A 21,945-nucleotide genomic window follows, 5' to 3' on the forward strand; every position below is an offset into this window, starting at 1 on the left:
ATGATCCTGCTCCTACCGGCCCTGGTCTACGCGCTGCGTAAGGCATTCGCCAGGAGCAACACCCAGGTACACCGAATCAACCAGGGGAGCGACCGATGACGATCTGGACCGAACTGGCCGGCACCGACTTCCGGATGACCACAGTGGACGCCGGCGGGGTGCCGACCCGGTCGCTCCAGGCCGGTGCCGGTGAACCGGTGATCTTCCTGCACGGCACCAGTGGCCACCTGGAGGCGTTCACCCGCAACATCGGCGCCCACGCGCCGCGGTACGCCTGCCACGCCATCGACATGCTCGGCCACGGCTACACGGGCAAACCCGACTACCCGTACGAGATCCCGCGCTACCGCGACCACCTTTTGTCATATTTGGACGCGTGTGGCATCGAGAAGGCCCACATCGTCGGCGAGTCCCTTGGCGGCTGGGTCGGTGCGCGGACGGCGATCGACGACCCGTCCCGCGTGGCGTCGCTCCAGCTGCTGTGCGCGGGCGGCACCGTGGCGAACCCGCAGGTGATGGAACGCATCCGCACGAGCACCCGTGAGGCGGTGTCCAAGGACGACATCGCGCTGACGAGGGCACGCATGCGGCTGCTGATGGCGAACGAGGAGGACGCGACGGAGGAACTGGTCGAGGTCCGCCACGCCATCTACCACCAGTCGGACTTCGTCGCGAACATCGACAACCTGCTGTGCCTGCAGAACATGGAGGTCAGGCTGCGCAACGTGTTGCGCCCGGAGCACCTGGCGCAGATCGCCGTGCCGACGCTGGTGGTGTGGGGCAGGAACAACCCGTTCGGCGACGTCCCAGAGGCGACCGCGATGCACGAGGCCATCCCCAGCTCGGAGTTGGTGCTGTTCGAGGAGTGCGGGCACTGGCCGCAGCACGAACAGTCCGAACAGTACAACGAGATCAGCCTGGAGTTCCTGGCGAAGCACTCTGTGTCATGAAGGCGGCACGGATCCATTCGTGGGGCGGGCGACCGAGTCTCGACGAGGTCCCCGACCCGACGGGCGAGACCCTGGTCCGGATCGAGGCGGCGGCTGTCGCTCACCTCGATCTCACCGTCGCGAGCGGCAACTTCCACATCAAGCCCGACCTACCGCACATCGGCGGCGTCGAGGGCTGCGGGATCGTCGTCTCGTCGGACGTGCACGAACCCGGCACCCGGGTCATGCTCCGCGGCGGCGGCCTCGGCCTGATGCGCGCCGGCACATGGGCCGAACTGGTCGGGACGCGCAGCCGCAACGTGGTGCCACTGCCCGCGAACCTGTCGCCCGAGCTGGGCGCAACGTACTTCGTCCCGACCACGACCGCGTACACGGCGCTTCATGTGGTGGCCCAGTTGGGCGGTGACGAGACCGTCATCGTGGCCGGAGCCGCCGGAGCCGTGGGTTCCATGGTGGTGCAACTCGCGCTCCGGGCCGGGGCGACCGTGATCGGGCTCGTGGCCGGTGAGCAGGTCGATCGGCTGCCGGACGGTGTCGAAGCCGTGCGGCTCGACGACGAGGCCCGGGCCGCCGAACTGACCCACGAACGGCCAGCCACCCTGCTCGTCGACACGCTCGGTGGGCAGGGGCTCGCCGGCCGGTCGCGGTGGGTGCGGCCCGGCGGGCGGGCGGTCGCCGTCGGCTACGTCGCCGGCACGGACGTCAGGCTGGACCTACCCAACTGGCTCCTCGAGGATGTGGCGTTGCTGCCGGTGAACATGATCCGCCGCGACGCCACCGCGCGTGAGCACGCGCCCATGCTCGCGCGGCTGCTCGCCACGGGGGAGCTGGCCCTCGAGGTCGAGTCCTTCGACATGGCCGACGCCGCCACGGCACTCGACCGGCTCGCCACCGGCGGCCTCCGTGGCAGGGCAGTGCTCACGCCATGATCGCCGACGTGATGGCGCACGTCACCCGCGAACGGCTCGCGGAGGCCGTGTGCGGCCTCGTCGACGTGGCGAGCCCCACGGGTGACGAGGCGCCGGCCGCGGCCTGGCTCGCCGGGTACCTCGCCGACGCCGGTCTCGCCGCCAACGTCCAACCGCTCGACGACCGGCAGGCCAACGCCGTCGCCGTTTTGTCCGGTAAGGACGGTCCGTCCACCCTGCTCTACGCCCCGCTCGACACGTTCACCACCGGCGATCCCGCGCACGACCTGCCGTGGGCGGGACCCGAGATGCGGCCGGACATGCTGGCGCGCGCGACCGTCCACGGCGATCTCGTCCAGGGGCTCGGGGCCGGCAATCCCAAGGGGCACGCGGCCTGTGTGGCCGTCGCGCTCGCGGCGCTGGCCCGGTCGGGTGTCGAACTGCCCGGTGACGTGGTGGCCGGCTTCGGCGCCGGTGGCATGCCGAGCTTCGCCGTCGACAGCGGTGGGCGCCGCAACACCGGGCACGGCGTCGGCGCCGGGTTCCTGCTCGAACGCGGGTACACCACCGACTACGCGGTGATCGCCAAGCCGGGCTGGCACGTCTCCCACGAGGAGGTCGGCCTGGTGTGGCTGGACGTCCTCGTGCCCGGCATCCACACGTACGTCGGCAGCCGGCACCGCCTGCCGTACGACAACGCCGTCGCGCGGGCCGGCGAGGTGGCCGCGCATCTCGAACAGTGGTTGGCCGAGTACGCCGAGCGCAACGAACACGAGACGATGCGTCCACAGGGGATCGTCTCGTCGGTCACCGGCGGTTTCGAACGGCTCGCGGCCTCGACGCCGGCGGCGGTGCGTCTGCGGCTCGACGTGCGGATCACCACCGCGCAGTCCCCGGCCGCCGTGACCAGGGAACTTCGGGCGGAGATGCGGCGGTTCGGCGCCGAGGTCGCGCAGGTCGCCGCCATCCCGGCCACACACACGTCACCTCGGTCGCCGATCGTGCTGGCAACCGTCGGTGCCTGGGAGGCGGTCACGCGGGAACGCCACGAGCCCGTCACGGGGAACAGCGGCGCGACCGACGCGAACATCCTCCGGATGCGGGGCGTGCCCACCGCCAGGGTCGGCATGCCCAAGGTGACGGCTGGGCCGGACGGGGGTCCGGTCGACTTCACACTCGGGATGAACCTGGTGAGTCTCGACGCGATGGCTCGCCTGGTCGAGGTGCTCGTGCGTACAGTTTTTGCCATCGCGGAGGTCGAGAAGGGGGCAGCGTCCACACGAGAGGCGGGTTGACGTGGAACCTGTGCATTCGCGACCGTACGGAGAAGGGCTCGGTGAGGGCGCCAACAGCGTGCTGGGCAAGGCCAGGCTGATCCTCGAAGCGTTCCAGATGGACGATGCCAACCTGTCGCTGTCGGAGTTGTCCCGCCGCAGCGGGGTGTCCAAGGCGTCCGTGCACCGGCTCGCGCAGGAGCTGCTCGAGTGGGGCATGTTGGAACGCTCCGGCACCGACTACCGGCTCGGCATGCGGGCGTTCGAGCTGGGCTCACGGGTGCCGCGGTTCCGTGTCCTGAGGGACGCCGTGCGCCCGTTCATGGAGAGCCTGCACTTCGCCACGAAGGAAGCGGTGCACCTGGGAGTCCTGGACGGCCTGGAGGTGCTGTACCTGGAAAAGGTCGCCGGCGGCCCCCAGTCCGCCAAACCGACCCGCATAGCCGGGCGAATGCCGTTGTACCCCACCGCGACCGGGAAGGTACTGCTCGCCTTCTCCCCACCGACGGTGCTGGAACAGGTCCTGGCACGACCACTCGATCGACTCACCCCGTCGACCGTCGCGTTGCCCGGCGTGCTCACCGAGCAGGTCCGCAAGGTGGTGCGCTGCGGACACGCGATCGAACTCGAGGAGGTCGCGATCGGCTACTGCTCGGTCGCCGTACCACTGTTCGGCACGAGCGGCCTGCTGCTGGGCGCGTTGTCGATCACCGCCCCGACCTTCCGCGCGGACACGGGAAAGTTCGTCAGCCTGCTCACCGGGGTGAGCCGCAAGGTCACGGCGTCCCGCCAGATCAACTAGAGCCCGACGGGAAGACACGCACGGTGGGCGCTGCCGCCCGGTGAAGTGCTACAAGTCGCGTTCGAGGCAAAGGTGGTGTCCTGAAAGGCGCGCTGGGGACGTTCGAGACAGAGCCGGTGTCCTGAAAGGCGCGCTGGGGACGTTCAATGGCATGAGCGCGTCTTTCGTGACAGTGGGGATGTCTCGAGCGCGTCTTTCGTGGCGGAGGCGCGGCCCTGTGGGGCCTGCTGCGCGGGGCTGCCGGCGTAGCGGTTTCGCCCCTGTGTCCTCGATGTCGTGAAAGGTTGGGCCTGGCCGGTGTGAGGAAGCGTCCTTCATAACGCCCAGCGTGAAGAAGGCTCCCTTCAGCACCCTCGCCGCGACGGGCCCTGCGATCGGGCCTTGCGTTGTGGCCGGCTGGTACGCCGCGCTTCGCGGGCGCTGGCTGGCGAAGCGCTCGGCGGGGGCGGTGCCATGAGAGGCGCGTTCAAGACGAAGCTGCTGTCCTGAAAGGCGCGCTGGGGACGTTCAATGACATGAGCGCGTCTTTCGTGACAGTGGGGATGTCTCGAGTGCGCCTTTCGTGTCGGAGGCGCGGTCCTTGCGCGGCCTCGCTGTGTGGAGCCGCGCGCTCCGCCGGCCACGTCCGCTCCGCGGCAGGAGCGATCAGCGGACTGGGCTCGCCCGGTGGTCAGGGGCCTCGGCTAGTGGCCCGTGAACTTCGGTGATCGTTTGTCGAGGAATGCCTGTAGGCCCTCGGCCGCGTCCGACAGTTGGATGTTGCGGAGCACGTACTCCTCCTCCACCGCCATGGCCTCCTCGATCGGCAGCCCCCAGCCGCGGTCGATCACCTGTTTCACCAGGCCGATCGTGGCTGTTGGCAGGGCGGCGAGCCGGGCTGCCTCCTCGGCGACGACGGTCTCGAAGTCGTCGCCCGCGACCAGGTCGACGAGACCCTGCGCCAGTGCCTCCGGGGCGCTGAGCCGGGTGCCGTCCATGATCAGGCGCTTCGCCCGGTGTGGGCCGATCAGCCGGGGGAGGCGTTGCGAGCCGCCGGCGCCGGGGAAGATGCCCAGCCGTGTCTCCGGGAAACCGAACGTGGCCCGCGCGTGCAGGATCCGCACGTCACACGCCAGCGCGAGCTCCGCGCCGCCGCCCAGCGCGTGTCCGTTCAGCGCGGCCACCACCGGCTTCGGCGCCAGCTCGAGCAGTCGCTGCACCTCGACCCAGCGGCGCATCGCCCGGTAGACGTCCGCGTCCAGCTGGCGCATCACCCGGATGTCCGCGCCACCAACGAAAATCTTGCCCGTGCCACGGACGACGACGCACCGCACCGCCGGATCGTCGGTCACCGCCGGCAGCGCGTCGATGAGCCCCTCGATGACTCCGGGATCAACGGTGTTGGCCGGCCCGTTGTCGAACACCACCGTCGCGATCGGACCGTCGTGGGTGATCCGGAATCCGGTCATTCGAGCACTCCATCGGCACGCAGCGAGTCGAGTTCCGGCGCGGTCAGGCCCAACAGCTCGGCCAGCAGCTCGTCGGTGTGTTGCCCCAGCAACGGCGCGGGCGTCCACACCCCGCCCGGGGTGTCGTGCAGGCGGGCCACCACGCCCTCGTGCGCGACCCTGCCGGCGAGCGGATGATCCAGCTCGACGTAGAAACCGCCGGCCGCCAGCTGCTCGTCGCTTTCGACGAGGTCGCGGCCGTCGCGTACCGGGTAGGCCGCGATTCCCTGTGCCTGCAGGCGAACGGCCAGTTCATCCGCGTCCTCGGTGGCGACCGTCGACGGGTCGAGGTCGTCGGTGGCCACGGCGATCCACCGGTCCTCGCCGCGGGTTCGGAGGACGCGGGTCGTCTTCGGAGGTGGTGGCGTCAGCATGGCAGGGCCCAGGTGTGCCGCCATCGCCTCCAGTTGGGACAGATCGACATAACCACCGTGGCCCCGGTACAGCAGGTCCAATGTGGCCAGTGCCGCGGCGTTGGCGGCCACGATGTCGCCGAGGCCGAACGTCAGACCCTGGTTGCCGGTCTCGTGGGTGAGACCCGACATGGCCGCGAGCGTGTCGGCGAAGGTCACCGCCCGCCGCCATGGGCCCGTCTGGCCGACGCCCGCCATCGACACCAGGATCACGTTCGGGTTGATCTGCCGCATTTGCTCGTACCCGAGACCCCACTTGTCCAGCACACCCGGACTGAAGTTCTCGATCACGACGTCGACCTCGGCGACCAGCCGTCGCAGCACTTCCTGTGCCCGTGGTGTGCGGAGGTTGAGCGTCATGCTTCGCTTGTTGCGGTTGAAGTTCAGGAAGTAGCCGCTCTCGTCCGGCGACGCGCCGGGCCGCAGCCGCATGGACGGGGCGAACCGGGTCGGGTCCTGTCGGTGTGCCGACTCGACCTTGACGATGTCCGCGCCGTGCTCGCCCAGGATCTTGGTCACGTACGGGCCGGCGAGCACCCATGTGAGGTCCAGAACGCGCGTCCCGTCGAGCGCCGCACCACGTCCCGACGCCGGCGGAGGCAGGTCCCTGGCGGGCCAGTCCACTGTGTCTACATGAGCCGGAGCAGACAGACGCCTTCGCGACGCGAACGGGAAGCCCACGTTCGTGACCGGCCCGGACGGCGTGTCGATGTCCACGAAGAAGTTCCGATACCGCAGCTGCGGGTTGTCGGCCAGTTCGCTCGGCGCGGCCACCGCGGCCCACGGCAGCGCACGCGCCCTGGCCTCCGACGCGATCTCGTCGACCGTGCGCCGCGCCACGAACGCGGCCACCACGTCGTCCACGTGCGGCCGGTTCTGCCAGCGGTACACCGGGTCCTGCCAGCGTTCCTCGGACAGATCGCCGGCCTCGTCCTCCTCGACCAACCAGGCGAGCAGGTCCGTCCACATGCGATCGGGGCCGGAGTAACCGCCCGCCACGTGACCGTCCTTGGCCGCGAACACCCGGTGCGCGACGTGCCCGTAGACGCCGGATGTCCGGCCCGGCACCGTGCCCCCGTGGAGCCACGCGATCGCGCCGGTCTCGAGTGTCGCCGCCACCGCCTCCTGCACGGACACCTCCGCGAGCTGACCGCGACCGGTGCGTCGCCGGGCCAGCAACCCGAGCAGCGCGGCAATGGCGGCGTGATCGCCGGCCAACTGCCCAGCCTGGTCGCGAGGCGGCGGAACGGGCGGCTGGCCAGGATCACCGCCGAGCCAGGTCATGCCACCAGCGGCACTGGCGACGAGGTCGTCAGCCAGCCAGTCCTGGCGAGGCCCCCACATGCCGAACGGGGTCACCACCACGTGGACGACGTGTGCCCAGTCCTCCGGGGACGCCTCACGCCGGGACGGTGTGCGCAACCGACGCAGCGGCCCCGACTCCAGCACGACGTCGGCCCCGGGCAGCAGCCGCGCCAGCACGGTGTCCAGGTCGCCTCGGACGACTCTTTTGCCGGCGTGCCAATGCAACTCGTCCGACGAGGTGCCATCGTCAACCCGAACCACGTCGGCGCCCAGGCCGACGAACAGCCGTGCCGCCTGCGGGGCGAGATCGTCGGTGAGGTCGAGGACTCGAATCACATAGTCTCCTTGTCGGCGTCCCAGGCATCGGCCGGAAGGCCGCGAGTGCGCAGTGTGGCCCGAGAGATCTTGAGGTTACCGTTGCGTGGCAAGGAATCCTGGATGCTGACAAACCGGGGGACCGCGAACCGGGGCAATCGCTCCCTGCAGTGCCACCACACGTCGACCGGGTCTACAGAGGACTCCGGCACCACGACGGCCAGCACCTCGTCCTCCGTCAGTTCCGACGGCACACCGACGACCGCCACCTCCGAGACACCCGGCAACGTGGCGATCACCTCTTCGACGGAGTCCGGCGAGATGTTCACGCCCCGCCGCCGCACCACGTCCGCCGACCGGCATTCGAAGTACAGCCACCCGTCGTCGAGCCGGACGCGGTCGCCGGTGCGGAACCAGCCGTCGCCCCAGGCTCGCGCGGTCGCCTCGGGGTCGCCCACGTACTCGAGGAACGTCAGATGGGGTCGGGTCGGCCGCACAAGCAGTTCACCGTCGACCACCTGGAGCTGGTATTCGGGCACGGGCCGTCCGGCCGCGCCGGGGCGGACGTCACCGAGGTGGGTGGTGGACACGTCCCCCAACTCCGTGCAGGCATAGGCCTGGTGCAGCGTGATGCCGAAGCGCTGCGCCATGGCCGCCACCATCGGCGCGGGCGCGGGCCCACCGTAGGCACGCCGGACGAGGTGGTTCCGATCGTGCGCCGACGGCGGCTGGCGGAGCAGGATCGCACACACGGCGCCCATGAAGTTGAACGCCGTGACGCCCTCGGCGCGGACCACGTCGAGGAACCGTGACGCGGAGAACCGCCGGTCGATGACCAGCCGGGCGCCGGAGATGACGGCGGGGAGGAACCCGGCGTGGCGGGCGTTGATGTGGTGCCAGGGAAAGAAGTTGTAGAGCACATCGGTGGCGTCGTATCGCATGGCGCGCTGAACCCGTGCCGCCTGGCCGGGCCCGGCGGCCACCGGCAGCAGCGCGCCCTTGACCTGCCCTGTGGTGCCGGAGGTCGTCATGACGAGCGCCGGTTCACCAGGATCGAGCCGCCGCAACCCGACGGGCCGGCCGGAGTTGGCCAACTCGTCGAGCGACACGATCACGGGCACGGACGGGTGCGACCCGAGCAGGCCAAGGAACGGACGATCCCGCAGCGCGTCGGGAGTGGTCACGGTGGTCACGCAACCGGCTGACCTGGCAAGCGTTTGCGCCCACCGACCGTCCACTTCGGGATCGAGGGGCAGCTCCACCGCACCCAACGCGGAAAGCGCCGTGGTGACGGCGATGGCCTCTGGCCCGGCGGGCAGGCACGTGGCAACGGCGTTCCCCACCCCGACGAGACCGGCCAACCCACCAGCGATCGCCATCGACCGCTCCCACAGCATCGCGGCGGTCCAGCCGGGCGAACCCACCAGCCGCACCAACTCGTCGTCGGGCCGACTCTCGGCCCGCGCCGCGACCACGGCCGCGAAGGAGGGGAACATGGCTCCGATCATTGCCGCGCCTCCCGCACGGCCAGAGCGCTTCGGTCCGCTCAACGAACCGCGTCGAAGGTGCGCTGCGATGTGGGGTGTGTGGCTCGGGTGGCGGGTTCGTGGATTGGGTGTCGTGTGCCGGGCTGGTCGAGCGTCTGGCCGGGCCGCGGGCCCGCGCTGCGTTGTCGCGGTAGGCGCGTTGGGGGCATGGCCGATGTCCTGAAAGACGCGTTGATGGCGTTGGATGACGGGAAAGCGTCTTTCGGGACATCGCTCGACCTGCTCACCCAGCCCGCGCGGTCGTCGGTAGCCCTCAACGAGCCGCTCTGATGAGTGTCTCGAGGATGTCGATCCCCAGTGGGATGGCTCGTTCGTCCACGTCGAAGGTGGCGCTGTGGTGTGGGCCGGGGCTCGCGGCGCCGACCATCAGGTACGCGCCCCACCCTCCGCGTTGCTGCACGTGGCGGATGAGCAGGTTGGCGTCGTCGCTGCCTGCTAGCGACCGGGTGCGCTCCACCGCGTCGACGGCGTCCTGTGCCTTGGCGGCCGCGATGATCAGGTCCACCAGTTCGTCGTCGGGGCATACGGTTGCCGACTGGCCCATCAGCGCGAGCGAGACCGAGACCCCCTGCGCGAGTGCCGAACCCTCCACAATGGACCGTACGCGGTCGACCAGTTCGTCGACCGTGTCGTCCACGGTGGCCCGTGCCTCGCAGGTCATCGTCGCCGTCGACGGGACGATGTTCACCCCGTCGCCCGCCACCAGTGTGCCTACGTTGAGTCTGGTGTCCACGGAGCCGAACCGTGGGATCGCCATGATCGCGAGCGCGGCCATCGCCGCGGCGAGCAACGCGTTGCGGCCCGCTTCGGGGGTGCCGGCTGCGTGGGAGGCCTTGCCCGTGAAGTCGACCTTCAGCTTGCGGGTGGCCATGCCGCCGGTGAAGCTGCCCACGACCGCGCCGACCGGTGTGTCGCCAGCCACGTGCACGGCCAGCATGCGGTCGATGTCGTCGGCCACGCCAGCGTCGAGCATCGTCTGCGCGCCGCGGACGCCTTCCTCAGCCGGCTGGAACAGGACCCGCAGCGAACCGGGGAAGTCGTGGTCGGACAACCGGTGGAGCAGTCCGACACCCATGGTGGTGTTCGCGTCGTGACCGCACGCGTGCATCGCCCCGTTGGTCGACGCGAAGCCGTTCGGCACCGGGAAGTGGGTCGGGTCGGTGGACTCGCGCATCGGCAGCGCGTCGATGTCGACCCGCAGTCCCCACCGCGGGCCCGGCCGGTTCCCCGCGATGTCCACCACCAGCGCGGTGCCGTTGCGCCGGAAGTACTCGGCCCGCTTCGGCGGCACACCGGACGCGACCGCGCGGTCCGTCCATTCGTCCAGAGTAGACGCTGACGGGTAGTTCACGACCGGCGCGAGGTGCTGTGCGTCGGCACCCGTCAGTACGGACACCGGCAGTCCCTCGATCGCCTGTTCGATCCGGGCGGCGGTGCCGATCTCGACGAATGCGGGTTCCGGGTTGCGGTGCAGTTCCCGGCGGAAGGCGCTCAGCTGCTCGACGTTCACCCGCTCACGCTAGGAAACGTGCCGCGAAATAGTGGTGATCAGCGTGGACTCGGCACGAAACTCCCGAATTCGCGCAACCGTGTGCACGCTAGTGCTCGAAGACTGGCTGGTCTCCCAGTGGGACGAAGCGGAGCCGGCGGCTGTCGTGGTCGAGGATGTACCCGGTGCGCTTCGCGATCCTCGGCACGATCCACCGATCCTTGATCATGACGTTCGGGAACACCGACGCCACCCTGCTCTCGATGACGTCCAGCTCCTGAAGATCGCGCAGCCACAGGAACGCCGCGAGGTTGGCCTCCCCGGTGACCGACGCGCACAGCCGCACGTTGTCCAGCAGCTTGAGCGCGTTGGTGATGCGTTCCAGGTCCGAGTGCGGGACGTTGAGCCACAGCACCGCCGCGGCGGACCAGCCGAGCAGGGTGTGCGCGAAGTCGACCCGCCACCTGACCCATGGCGCGGCCAGCACCGCGTCGATGTCCCGGGAGATGACGGAGATGGACCGGCCCAGCTTCTTCTGGAGGTCGGCCGCGGTTCGCCGCACGTCCGTCGCCAGCGCGGCCACGATCTCGTCATGCACCGGCTTGCGCTCGCGCGGCGGATCCGACGGGCGCAGGTGCTCCAGCGCCGTGACCTGCGCGGCGGAGAGCTCGTGCAGCCGCCAGTTCGCCCCCTCGACGTAGATCGTCCGCAGGTAGTGGGTGCGGGTGGCGGTGATGCCCGGGATCACCGCGATGTGTTCGTCGATGTAGGTGTCCATGGCGAGCAGCGTGTGCGTCGAGATCATCACGTAGAGGTCCCGTGCCCCGGTCGTGCAGTGCACGCTGAAGATCGGTCCCTGCCGGCCGAGCTCGGCGATGACGTCACCACGGCGGCCTGGCACACACCGGATCTCCACGAGGGCGTTGACTCGCTGCTCCGGTGCCAGCGGCCCGCCCTCGTAGCAGGTCGTCCACACCTGGCGTTGTGTGGTGAGGGCGGTCCAGCGCCGGGAGATCGTCGACGCGTCGACCCGCAGGATCTTGCCGAGCTGGGCCCATGGCACGCGTGCGTGGATCTGCAACGCGTTGATGATCTGCAAGTCCAGAGTGTCCACCATGGCGGCATCATGCGTCCGAGGGGTCCGATAACGCAATTCCATGCACAGTCGCCGCTGGAACGCGCCGATGCGATGCACAGCGACCTACGCTCACTCAAATTCTCAAAGCCCCAGGAGGACCTGTGTTGCGACGTTCGTGGGTCGCGGCTGGTGTGATCGCCGCCGCGGTGGTGAGTCTTGCGGCGTGCGGCACCGATGCCGGCGCCACGTCGACCGACACGGTCAGCATGTCACTGAACACCGATCCGGCCACCTTCGACCCGGCGCTCGCCAAGGGCGGCGACGACTTCACGGTCGCCCGGCTGCTGTTCGACACGGTGGTGCGCCGGGACGAGAAGAACACCCTCGCCGGCGGGATCGCCTCGAAGTGGTCCACTGAGGACGCCGCGCACTACACCCTCACGATCCGATCCGGCCTGTCCTGTTCGGACGGAACGGAGATCAACCCGACCGTGGTCGCGAACTCGCTGACCCGGTTCGCCGCGAAGGAAACCGGGTCGTCGGGCCGGACGCTGGCACTCGGCTCGGCCACCGCGACGTTCACCCCCGACGACGCGGCCGGCACGGTCACGGTGGCACTGTCCGCGCCGTGGTCCGACTTCCTGACCGGACTGACGCTGCCGCAGTCGGGCATCGTCTGCCCGGCAGGCCTGGCAGATCCGGCAGGTTTGGCCGCCGGCACGGTCAAGGGCGCGTTCTCCGGGCCGTACACGCTGAGCTCGTCACAACCCGCCGTGCAGTACGACCTGGCCCTGCGCGGCGACTACAAGGCGTGGCCCGAGTTCAAGAAGCCGTTGACCGGTGAGGCGCCGAAGAAGCTGAACCTCATGCCGATCACCGACTACGCGACGATCGCCAACCAGCTGCTGGCCGGCAGCCTCAACGTGGGCGTCATCGCCGACCAGAACGTCGCCCGGTTCGACAACACCCCCGGCTACACCACGGCCCAGGCGGTGAACACGACGACGTACCTGATGTTCAACGAGCGACCCGGCACCGCGTTCGCGGACCGCCCCGACCTGCGCAAGGCGGTGGCGGAGGCCGTCGACTCACAGGCGTTCAGCGACATCATCTCCGACGGGCGCGGCGAGACGCTCCTGTCGGTCAGTTCAGCGAAGACCGCCTGCGTCAACACGGATCGCTCACTCGTGGCCAAACAGGACACCAAGGCCGCCGGCGAGGTGCTGAAAGGCGTCAAGATCAGGATCGTCGGCACGAACCTGCTCGCCAGCGGCAACGAGTACATCGCAGAGGCACTGCGCAAGGTCGGCGCGGACGTGACGGTCCAGTCGCTCGACAACGCGAACTGGTCCACTGTGACCACCGCAGGCGGCACCGACTGGGACATCAACGTCCAGGGCGACAACAACCAGCTGGGGACGCTCACCTCGTCGCTGCTGCGGGTGATGGGTCCGACGGTCGAGAACGGCGGCCGCAACAAGACTGGTTCGGTCAACGAGGATGGCTACCGCTTCGTCGGTGAGGCCATGACGCAGACCGACGCCAAGGCGAAGTGCGCGGCACTGAAGTCGGCGCAGGAGTCGTTCCTCGACCGGGTCGACGCGGTTCCGCTGGCGACACTCCCGACGCCCGTTGTCGTGGCCGACGGGTTCAGCGTCCGCCTCTTCGACGACTACTTCGACGCCGCCACGGTGCGCGTCGACACCGACCAGTCATGACACTCCCTGTGCCAACCCCGGGATCGAAATCAGGCCGAGCGCTTCCCAACCGCACCTCAGGGGAACGTGACGCAAACCAGCTACAAGTACGTGACCAGACAGAACCCTCCTTTCCCAACGGAACCAACACATTGAATTCCGGGGAGGCGGGACAGTGCCCGGCGCGCGCGCTCTGGTTGCGGTTCGCGGTCCGGCGGTTCGCCAGTCTGGTCGCGATCTTCGTCGCGCTGCTGGTCGTGGCGTTCCTGATCGTCCATCTCATCCCTGGGGACCCCGCGGTCGGGCTCGCCGGCGCCAACGCGGACCGCGCGGACGTCGAGCGGCTCCGCCAGCAGCTCGGGCTGGATCTCCCGATCTGGCAGCAGTTCCTGAACTACGTCGGCGACGTCTTCTCCGGCAACCTCGGCACGTCGTTCCAGTACCGCCAGCCGGTCGAGACGATCGTGTTCAACCGGCTGCCGTTCACGGCCACGATCGCGCTGGCCGGCATCGTGGTCGTGCTGCTGGTGGCGATCCCGCTCGGCATGCTGGTCGGCGTCGCCACCCGAGGCGGCCGGCGGTCCTGGTTGGACACGGTTTTCGGGGCGGTGACGGGGTTCCTTGACTCGGTGCCCGGCTACATCATGGCGTCGTTCCTCGTCGTCGTGTTCGCACTGGGTATCGGGTTCCTGCCGCTGTTCCCGCCCGCGTACGCGCCGCGGTTCGGCGCCGCGTCGTACGTACTGCCCGTCGCCGCGATCGCGCTCGGTCCTATCTGCACGGTTTCTCGTGTGGTCCGCCGGGAGACGGCGGTCGTGCTGGAGGAGGACTACATGCGGACGGCCCGCGGGTGGCGGCTGCCGGCCCTCACCCGACACCTCAGGTGGGCGCTGCCGAACCTGCTCACCTCGACGCTCACGCTGAGCGGGCTCGTGCTCACCGGCATGATCGGCGGCGCGATCGTCATCGAGTCGGTGTTCGCGCTGCCCGGCCTCGGTAGCGGGATCATCAAGGCCATCCTCGACCGCGACTATCCGGTCATCCAGGGCATGGTCATCGTCATCGGCATGATCGCCGCAGTCGTCAACCTTCTCGTCGACGTCCTGTTGGGACTGATCGATCCGCGAACCCTTGGCGGGAACCATGTCTAGGCGTCGCTGGAACCTCGGGTTGGTGCTTGGCCTTGTGCTGCTCGGCATCGTCGTGCTGACCGCCGTCCTGGCCCCGTTCCTCCTCGGCACATCGGCGGAGTCGATGGGCGAGCGGGCCGCCGCGCCGTCCGGCGAGTACTGGCTCGGCACGGACGCGGCCGGGCACGACCTGTTCGCCCGCAGCCTCGTCGCGACCCGCCTCACCCTGCTGATGGCGGCGGGGGCGACGGCGATCGCGGTCGTCCTCGGTGTCCTGTTCGGCACGTCCGTGTGGCTCATGGGACCGCGCCTGCGGGGCATCTGTCTTCGCGTGATCGACGCGATGGTCGCGTTTCCCGGACTGCTGCTCGCGTTGGTCGTCGCGGCGGTGCTCGGCGCGGGCGGCTCGTCCGCGGTGGTGGCGATCGGGTTCGCGATCATCCCGTACTTCGCGCGGTTCACCGCGAACCTCGCCGCGAAGGTGTCGCAACAGGAATACGTGTCCACCGCGCGCCTGCTCGGCGTGAGCAACGCCAGGATCGCGTGGCGGCACCTGCTGCCGAACATGGCCGAGCCGCTCCTCGTGCTCACCGCGTCGACGTTCGCGCAGTCGCTGACCGCGATCTCCGCACTGTCCTTTGTGGGGCTTGGTGTCCAGTCGCCGGACTATGACTGGGGAAAGCTGCTGAACGAGGCGCTGCCGTCACTGCTCGCCGGCCGGGCGTACGAGATGGTGGGCCCGTCGGTCCTCATTGTCCTGACCGGCCTCGCGGCGGTCCTGGTCGGTGACGGGCTCGCCGCGGCGGCGAACCCACGTGCGGCTCGAAAGCAACCAGCCAGCGTCGCGGTCGTGCCGAGCACGGCCGAACCGCGGCCCGACCTCCTGGTCGACGTGCGGGACCTCACGATCAGCAACGGTGAAACACCACTGGTCAAGTGCATCTCCTTCGGTGTCAAGCACGGCGAGATCGTCGGCATCGTGGGGGAGAGCGGGTCGGGCAAGACCCTCACCGCGATGGCCCTCGCACGGCTGCTGCCCGACGGCCTGTCGTCGAGCGCCGCACGGATGTCCCTCGGCGAACTCGACCTGCTGGGGACGATTCCCCCGCGAGTCCTGGCCGAGACGGTCAGCCTCGTCTACCAGGACCCGGGAACGACCTTCAACCCCGCGTTACGCATGGGCACCCAGCTCACGGCGGTGCTGCGCACCCACAAACGCATGGGTGCCCGTGCGGCAAGGCAACGCATGCTCGACGCGCTGCGGGCAGTGCACCTGACCCGGCCGGAACTCCGCATGCGCCAACACCCGCACGAGCTGTCCGGCGGCATGCGTCAGCGCGCGATGATCGCCGCCGCGCTGGCCACCGAACCGCGACTGATCATCGCCGACGAGCCGACGACGGCCCTCGACGTCACGGTCCAGAAGGAGATCCTGCGCGAGCTCAAGCGCGTCAACGCTCAACTCGACACGTCGATCGTGTTCATCTCACACGACATCGGCGTGGTCCGGGCGCTCTGCGACCGCGTGCTCGTGATGTACCACGGCGAGATCGTGGAGGAGATCGCCGCGGCGGACCTCACCGTGGAGTCGGCCGGCCACGAGTACACCAAGGCGTTGCTGGCGGCCACCCCGTCGATCGAACCGAACAAGGAGCTCTCGCATGGCTGAGCCCGCCGTCGACGTCGGCGACCTCGAGGTGAGCTACGGCTCGCTGCGCGTCCTGCACGGCGTCGACCTGACTGTCGCCAAAGGACGGACGGTCGGCGTCGTCGGCGAGTCCGGGTCGGGGAAGTCGACGTTCGCCCGAACACTCGTTGGCGCGTTGCGGCCCACCGAGGGACACGTGCGGATCGGCGGGGTGGACGTGACGGCCGTGCGTGGCCGTCACCGCACCGAACTGCGCAGGAAGGTGCAGCTGATCCCGCAGGACCCGTACTCGTCGCTCGACCCCCGGCGCACGATCGGCGAGGCGCTGGCCGAGGCGGTGGATCCGCGTCGCGCCAACGTTCGTCGCCACCGGGACGAGATCGTTCGCTGGCTGGACACCGTCCGACTGCCGGCCGACACCGTGTCCCGGTACCCGCACGAGCTGTCGGGCGGCCAGCGTCAGCGCGTCGCGATCGCCCGCGGCCTGATCCTGCGGCCCGAGGTCGTGATCGCCGACGAGATCACCTCGGCGCTGGACGTGTCGGTACAGGCGGAGATCCTCGACCTCATCGCACGGCTGCGGCGGGAACTGGAGATCACCATGGTCTTCATCTCACACAACCTCGCCGTGGTCCGGCAGGTCAGCGACGAGGTTCTGGTGCTGTACCAGGGTTCGGTGGTCGAGCACGCCGCGACGGGCGAACTTTTCGAGCGCCCCCAGCACGAGTACACGCGCACGCTGCTGAACGCGGTCCCAGGCGCGCCCGGCTTCGACATCGAGGCCGCATGAGGTTCACAGGAGCCCGCATCATCGACGGCACGGGTTCGTCGCCCATTGTGGACGGTGTGCTCGACGTCGAAGTGGACGGTCGTATCGGGTACGTCGGGCCGGCGACGAACGCCCCGCACAGTGATGCCCGGGTCATCGACCTCGGCGGCCGGACCGTCCTACCGGGATTCATCGACTGCCACGTGCATCTGGGGATGACGCTCGCCGACGGCCCGTTCCACGCGCTGCAGAGCGATCCGGCGCTGGTGGTGCTGGAGTCGGCGGCGAGGATTCGCGCGACCCTCGACGCCGGCGTCACGACCGCCAGGGACCTGGGCGGCCTGTCCCATGGCTTCCGTGACGCGGTGGACCGGGCCCTGATCCCCGGGCCTCGGCTCCAACTGGCCGTCAAACCGATCAGCCACACCGCGGGCCACGGCGACACCCACCTGCCCGGCGGCGCGGTGGTGCCGGCCGTGCCGGAACTGATCGAGATCGCCGACACGGTCGACGAGGTCCGCACCGCGACCCGGCGCATCCTGCGTGCTGGCGCGGACCTGGTGAAGATCTGCACGACGGGCGGCATGGGCAGCCGCCACGACCACCCGGACGACGAGGGCCTGACGCTGGAGGAGGTCCGGGCGATCGTCGACGAGCTGCGCCGCCACGGCGGCCGACCGGTCGCCGCCCACGCCCAGGGCCGGCAAGGAGTCCTGACCGCCATCCGAGGCGGCGTGACGAGCGTCGAACACGGCTACGGCGTGGACGACGAGTGCGTGGACCTGATGGCGGAGCACGGCACGTTCCTGGTGCCGACGCTGTCGACGGTGTTCGCGATCGACCGGGAGACGATGCAGCCGCACCACTACGCCAAGAAGGTGGCGTGGTCGGAGATCACCAGGCACAACATCGCCCACGCCATCGCCCGAGGCGCGAAGATCGCCATGGGCACCGACGCGGGTGTTGGCCCACACGGCCAGAACCTGCGAGAACTGGGCTACCTGGTCGAACTGGGCATGTCCCCCATGGACGCGATAGTGGCGGGCACGAGAACAGCCGCCGAACTGCTGGGCATAGCCAACGAGGTAGGCACCCTGACCCCGGGCAAACAGGCAGACCTGATCATCACGGACGCAGACCCACTACAGGAAATCAAAGCCCTGGGCGACCCACCCCGCATAGAGGTAGTGCTGCGCTCAGGCAAACCCATGAAAGACCTGGCCAACCTACTGGTCTAGACCTCGCGAGTCTCGCTTCTGGCCCCCGCGAAGGGTCAGCGTTCTGCGGCCAGTTGGATCGCCACGTCCAGGATCATGTCTTCCTGGCCGCCTACGTAGCCGAGCTCGCCGCAGCGGCGCAGGATGTCGTGGGCCGGGACCTTGTAGCGTTCCGCCGCTCGTTCGGCGTGGAGCAGGAATGACGAGTACACGCCGGCCCAGCCCTGGACGATCGCGTTGCGGTCCATCTTCGGCCAGCGGGGCAGGTACGGGCGGACCACGTTCTCCGCGGCCTCGAGCAGGCCCAACACGTCCAGGCCGGTGTCGACGCCGAGCCGGTCGAAGACGGCGGCCAGTACCTCCGTCGGCGAGTTCCCCGCGCCGGCGCCCAGCGCGCACAGCGATCCGTCGATGTAGCGGACGCCCGCCTCGTAGGCCAGCACCGAGTTCGCGACGCCCAGGCTGAGGTTCTGGTGCCCGTGGTAGCCCACCCACGCCTCGTCACCGACCTCGGCGACGAGTGCCTCGAACCGGGCCTTGGCCTCGTGCATGAGCAGGGTGCCGGCGGAGTCGGTGACGTACGGGCACTGGCAGCCGGCGTCGACCATGATCCGGGCCTGCTTGGCCAGGTCCTCCGGTGACGTCTTGTGCGCCATCATCAGGAACCCGACGGTCTCCATGCCCAGGTCACGGGCGGCGGCGAAGTGCTGTGGCGACACGTCGGCCTCGGTGCAGTGGGTCGCCACCCGGACCATCTCGGCGCCGGCGTCGTGCGCCTGCTTGAGGTGCTCGACCGTACCGATGCCCGGCACCAGCAGCACCGCGATCTTGGCCTGCTTCGCCTCCTCGCGGGCCGCGGCGATCAGCTTCATCTCGTCGGTGTGCGAGAAGCCGTAGTTGAACGAGGACCCGCCGATGCCGTCGCCGTGGGACACCTCGATCGTGTCAACACCCGCCCGGTCCAGCGCACGGACCGTGTCCCGCACCTGCTCCTCGGTGAACTGGTGCGCCATCGCGTGGCTGCCGTCCCGCAGCGAGGTGTCGGTGATCCGAACAGCGTGCTTGAGTTCCGGCCTGGTCATGCCGCCCCCTCGCCCGCTCCGTGGCGCCGGAACGCTCCGCAGGCTCCGCTACACCGGCGCCCTCCGCGTTCGAGGTGCCGTCCTGAATATCGATGATTCGCTCCGCAAGCTCCGCTCATGCCGCCACCTTCGCTTGTGCCATCTGCTCGCCGACCTGGGCGGCCGCCGCGGTCATGATGTCCAGGTTCCCGGCGTACGGCGGCAGGTAGTCGCCGTTGCCCTTCACCTCCAGGAACACCGCGACCCGGCCGTGGTCGCGCCAGTCGGGGCGTGGGTCGTCGAACTGCGGTTCGGCGCGCAGCGTGTAGCCCGGTACGTACTGCTGCACCTCGCCGATCATGTCGTGGATCGAGCCGGTGATCGCGTCGCGGTCGGCGTCGGGGGAGATCATGCAGAACACCGTGTCCCGCATGATCATCGGCGGTTTCACCGGGTTCAGGATGATGATCGCCTTGCCTCGGTCGGCGCCGCCGACCTCCTCGACGGCGCGGGCCGTGGTCTCGGTGAACTCGTCGATATTGGCCCGGGTGCCCGGCCCGGCGCTGCGGGAGGACACGGACGCGACGATCTCCGCGTAGGGAACCGGTGTGATCCGCGAGACCGCGTGCACGATCGGGATCGTCGCCTGCCCACCGCAGGTGATCATGGAGACGTTCGGCGAGGACAGGTGCGCGGCGCCGTTGACCGGCGGGCACACCATCGGCCCGAGGTGCGCGGGAGTCAGGTCAACGGCCTGGATGCCGGCCTCCTCGTAGCGAGGGGCGTTGGCGATGTGCGCCTTGGCGGACGTGGCCTCGAACACCAGCTGCGGCAACGGGTCCTGGCGGAGCAGCCAGTCCACCCCTTCGGCGCTGGCCGCCACCCCGTTGGCCCGTGCACGGGCCAGACCGTCCGACTCGACCACACCCACCACGTAGCCCACCTCGATGGTGGCGCTGCGTCGCAGTTTCTCGAACAGGTCGGTGCCGATGTTGCCCGGCCCGACGATCGCGGCGGTGACTGTGCCCATGGTCTGGACTCTCGCACCACGACGAGCGCACCATGAAGTCGTGCGTACCGCTGAATGGAACGGCGGGCCGAACTCGGTGCTGGGCCGCGCGATGACCCTGCTGACCGCGTTCCGGCCCGACGAGGTCGAGCTGAGCCTTGCCGAGCTGGCCAGGCGGACCGGGATGGCCAAGTCCACCGCGCACCGCCTCCTGCGCGAGCTGACCAGCTGGGACCTGGTCGAACGAACCCCCGGCGGGGTCCGGTTGGGCATGCGGCTGTTCGAACTGGGCTCACAGGTGCCGCGTCAGCGCGGCCTGCGCGAGGCGGCCGCCCCGTTCCTGGCCGACCTGTTCGAGGCCACGCACGAGACCGTGCACCTGGCCATCCCGGACGGTGTCGAGGTCGTGTATCTCCAGAAGCTGGAGCGCCGCGGCGGCCCGAAGGTCCCGTCGCGCGTTGGCGGCCGGCTGCCGGCGCACTGCACGGGCGTCGGCAAGGCGATGCTGGCGTTCGCCCCGCCCGAGCGGCTCGAGGCGGTACTCGCGGCCGGGCTGCGCCGCCGTGCCCCACGCACGGTCGTGGCACCTGGCCTGCTGCGCCAGGAACTGGCCGAGATCCGCGAACGAGGCGTCGCCCTGGAACACGAGGAGTCCACGGTCGGCATCACCTGCGTGGCCGCGCCCATCCTCGACGCCGAGGGCATGGCGGTGGCCGCCGTGTCCATCACCGGCTGGGTGAACCGCCTCGACCCGGCGCGGTTCGCGTCGGCCGTCCGCACCGCCGCCCTGGGTGTGTCCCGCGTCCTGCGCGGCCCGTCCTGACCCCTGGCGATCTGGGAGCGCTCCCAGTAACGTGTTGGTCCGTGCGCAAAGCGTTGACGCTGGCGGTAGCGGCCCTCCTTCTGGCGATCCCCGCGCCGGCCGGCGCGGCCAACATCCCACCGCCATGCGGTGAACTGCTGTTCTGCGAGGACTTCCAGTCATTGCCGACCGGCGGCGCGACCAGCCTCAGGTGGGGCGTGGACACCAGCCACGGCACGCTCACCGTCGAGAAGCTGAGGCGGGGGCAGAAGGTTCTGCATGTGCACACCGAGGGCAACGGCCGCGCGTTCCTGCGGGTCGAGGACTTCGCCGCCCCGGGCAACAGCTTCTACGGGCGGGTCCGGCTCAGGGTGGACGCGTTCCCGCGGCAACCCGACTGGGCGCACTACACCCTGATCGAGGCGACCGGTCAGGGGCCGGAGATCGTGCGGCCGCTCGGTGGCCAGTACGTGCCCACGCTCGACAAGGCGCTGTGGGGCGTCGGTGCGGACGGTGGCCCGACCGGTGACTGGACGAACTGGCGCGAGTCGGCTCCGTCCCGCGAGGACGTGTGGCAGTGCGTCGAGTGGCGCATGGACGCCTCCGACAACCGGATCGAGCTGTGGTTCGACGGTGTCGCACAGCCCGACCTGACCGTGTCCACCACCGACCACGGCGGCAACGCGGTGGACTTCCTGTTCCCCCGCTTCGACACGATCAAGTTCGGCTGGCAGCTCTACCAGCCCAACGACGCCGGCCACGACCTGTGGCTGGACGACATCGCGCTCGGCGCCGAACGGATCGGCTGCTGACCCCAGTAAATGGATAATGCGCGCCGGTAATTTTATTGACATCCACCGGCGCGTGCGCGACCATGAACGCAAGAAAGCGAAAAAGGAGCAGTCATGACGAGCATGTGGAAGCGAGGCCCGCGACCGCGGGACGCCGCCGCCTGCCCGTCACGCGAACGGCTTTTCCTGCACCAGCATGAGAACACCGTGCTGAACGGTGAGGGCTCCCCACCGTGACGTAGTCACCCGTCAC

19 protein-coding genes are annotated in these 21,945 nt (G+C 69.5%); 12 read left to right on the top strand and 7 right to left on the bottom strand.

Annotated features, from left to right (window positions below):
* Window positions 1-95: 95 nt before the first annotated feature.
* The 4 genes from VF106_RS47395 to VF106_RS47410 are packed head-to-tail and all read left to right on the top strand — an operon-like array spanning window position 96 to window position 3,934.
* The gene (locus VF106_RS47395) at window positions 96-950 is read left to right on the top strand and encodes an alpha/beta fold hydrolase (protein WP_330846692.1); all 855 of its coding nucleotides are present in this window, start codon (window positions 96-98) and stop codon (window positions 948-950) included.
* Window positions 947-1,879, top strand: coding sequence for a quinone oxidoreductase family protein (locus tag VF106_RS47400; RefSeq protein ID WP_330846693.1), 933 nt, complete (start codon window positions 947-949; stop codon window positions 1,877-1,879). Before VF106_RS47395 ends, VF106_RS47400 begins: the two co-directional genes overlap by 4 nt.
* Window positions 1,876-3,153, top strand: coding sequence for a hypothetical protein (locus VF106_RS47405; protein ID WP_330846694.1), 1,278 nt, complete (start codon window positions 1,876-1,878; stop codon window positions 3,151-3,153). Before VF106_RS47400 ends, VF106_RS47405 begins: the two co-directional genes overlap by 4 nt.
* Window positions 3,154-3,163: 10 nt before the next feature.
* A complete protein-coding gene (locus tag VF106_RS47410) occupies window positions 3,164-3,934 on the top strand; it encodes an IclR family transcriptional regulator (RefSeq protein ID WP_330846695.1) in 771 nt (256 codons plus the stop codon).
* Between the two features lie 683 nt (window positions 3,935-4,617).
* Here VF106_RS47410 and VF106_RS47415 read toward each other — a convergent pair.
* The 5 genes from VF106_RS47415 to VF106_RS47435 all read right to left on the bottom strand — a co-directional run bounded on the left by VF106_RS47415 (window position 4,618) and on the right by VF106_RS47435 (window position 11,607).
* On the bottom strand, window positions 4,618-5,382 hold the full coding sequence (locus VF106_RS47415; RefSeq protein WP_330846696.1) for an enoyl-CoA hydratase/isomerase family protein: 765 nt from the start codon (window positions 5,380-5,382) through the stop codon (window positions 4,618-4,620).
* Window positions 5,379-7,475, bottom strand: coding sequence for a CaiB/BaiF CoA-transferase family protein (locus VF106_RS47420; protein ID WP_330846697.1), 2,097 nt, complete (start codon window positions 7,473-7,475; stop codon window positions 5,379-5,381). Before VF106_RS47420 ends, VF106_RS47415 begins: the two co-directional genes overlap by 4 nt.
* Window positions 7,472-8,950 (bottom strand): AMP-binding protein, encoded by a 1,479-nt coding sequence (locus tag VF106_RS47425; RefSeq protein WP_330846698.1) that lies wholly within the window; start codon window positions 8,948-8,950, stop codon window positions 7,472-7,474. Before VF106_RS47425 ends, VF106_RS47420 begins: the two co-directional genes overlap by 4 nt.
* A 304-nt stretch (window positions 8,951-9,254) precedes the next feature.
* Window positions 9,255-10,511 carry an amidohydrolase gene (locus tag VF106_RS47430; RefSeq protein WP_330846699.1) on the bottom strand — a complete coding sequence of 419 codons (1,257 nt, stop codon included), beginning with the start codon at window positions 10,509-10,511 and terminating at the stop codon, window positions 9,255-9,257.
* 88 nt (window positions 10,512-10,599) lie between these two features.
* On the bottom strand, window positions 10,600-11,607 hold the full coding sequence (locus VF106_RS47435; protein WP_330846700.1) for an Lrp/AsnC family transcriptional regulator: 1,008 nt from the start codon (window positions 11,605-11,607) through the stop codon (window positions 10,600-10,602).
* 122 nt (window positions 11,608-11,729) lie between these two features.
* On the opposite strand from VF106_RS47435, the gene VF106_RS47440 reads away from it, so the two are divergent.
* The 5 genes from VF106_RS47440 to VF106_RS47460 all read left to right on the top strand — a co-directional run bounded on the left by VF106_RS47440 (window position 11,730) and on the right by VF106_RS47460 (window position 18,050).
* The gene (locus VF106_RS47440; protein WP_330846701.1) at window positions 11,730-13,286 is read left to right on the top strand and encodes an ABC transporter substrate-binding protein; all 1,557 of its coding nucleotides are present in this window, start codon (window positions 11,730-11,732) and stop codon (window positions 13,284-13,286) included.
* A 131-nt stretch (window positions 13,287-13,417) separates the two neighbouring features.
* Entirely contained in the window at window positions 13,418-14,416 is a 999-nt protein-coding gene (locus tag VF106_RS47445; RefSeq protein WP_330846702.1) for an ABC transporter permease, read from the top strand.
* On the top strand, window positions 14,409-16,064 hold the full coding sequence (locus VF106_RS47450; protein WP_330846703.1) for a dipeptide/oligopeptide/nickel ABC transporter permease/ATP-binding protein: 1,656 nt from the start codon (window positions 14,409-14,411) through the stop codon (window positions 16,062-16,064). Before VF106_RS47445 ends, VF106_RS47450 begins: the two co-directional genes overlap by 8 nt.
* Window positions 16,057-16,833, top strand: coding sequence for an ABC transporter ATP-binding protein (locus VF106_RS47455; protein WP_330846704.1), 777 nt, complete (start codon window positions 16,057-16,059; stop codon window positions 16,831-16,833). Before VF106_RS47450 ends, VF106_RS47455 begins: the two co-directional genes overlap by 8 nt.
* On the top strand, window positions 16,830-18,050 hold the full coding sequence (locus VF106_RS47460; RefSeq protein ID WP_330846705.1) for a metal-dependent hydrolase family protein: 1,221 nt from the start codon (window positions 16,830-16,832) through the stop codon (window positions 18,048-18,050). Before VF106_RS47455 ends, VF106_RS47460 begins: the two co-directional genes overlap by 4 nt.
* Before the next feature lie 35 nt (window positions 18,051-18,085).
* Here the strand turns inward: VF106_RS47460 and dmpG are convergent, their stop codons facing one another.
* Window positions 18,086-19,111 carry a 4-hydroxy-2-oxovalerate aldolase gene (dmpG, locus tag VF106_RS47465; RefSeq protein ID WP_330846706.1) on the bottom strand — a complete coding sequence of 342 codons (1,026 nt, stop codon included), beginning with the start codon at window positions 19,109-19,111 and terminating at the stop codon, window positions 18,086-18,088.
* A gap of 115 nt (window positions 19,112-19,226) precedes the next feature.
* On the bottom strand, window positions 19,227-20,120 hold the full coding sequence (locus tag VF106_RS47470; RefSeq protein WP_330846707.1) for an acetaldehyde dehydrogenase (acetylating): 894 nt from the start codon (window positions 20,118-20,120) through the stop codon (window positions 19,227-19,229).
* A 40-nt stretch (window positions 20,121-20,160) separates the two neighbouring features.
* Here VF106_RS47470 and VF106_RS47475 point away from each other — a divergent pair, with 40 nt between their 5' ends.
* The 3 genes from VF106_RS47475 to VF106_RS47485 all read left to right on the top strand — a co-directional run bounded on the left by VF106_RS47475 (window position 20,161) and on the right by VF106_RS47485 (window position 21,929).
* The gene (locus tag VF106_RS47475; protein WP_330846708.1) at window positions 20,161-20,922 is read left to right on the top strand and encodes an IclR family transcriptional regulator; all 762 of its coding nucleotides are present in this window, start codon (window positions 20,161-20,163) and stop codon (window positions 20,920-20,922) included.
* A gap of 41 nt (window positions 20,923-20,963) precedes the next feature.
* Complete coding sequence (locus VF106_RS47480) at window positions 20,964-21,713, top strand: hypothetical protein (RefSeq protein WP_330846709.1); 750 nt, start codon at window positions 20,964-20,966, stop codon at window positions 21,711-21,713.
* Between the two features lie 93 nt (window positions 21,714-21,806).
* On the top strand, window positions 21,807-21,929 hold the full coding sequence (locus VF106_RS47485; protein ID WP_330846710.1) for a hypothetical protein: 123 nt from the start codon (window positions 21,807-21,809) through the stop codon (window positions 21,927-21,929).
* Window positions 21,930-21,945 lie beyond the last annotated feature (16 nt).

This window comes from Actinophytocola sp. (assembly GCF_036378875.1).
Lineage (GTDB): Bacteria > Actinomycetota > Actinomycetes > Mycobacteriales > Pseudonocardiaceae > Actinophytocola.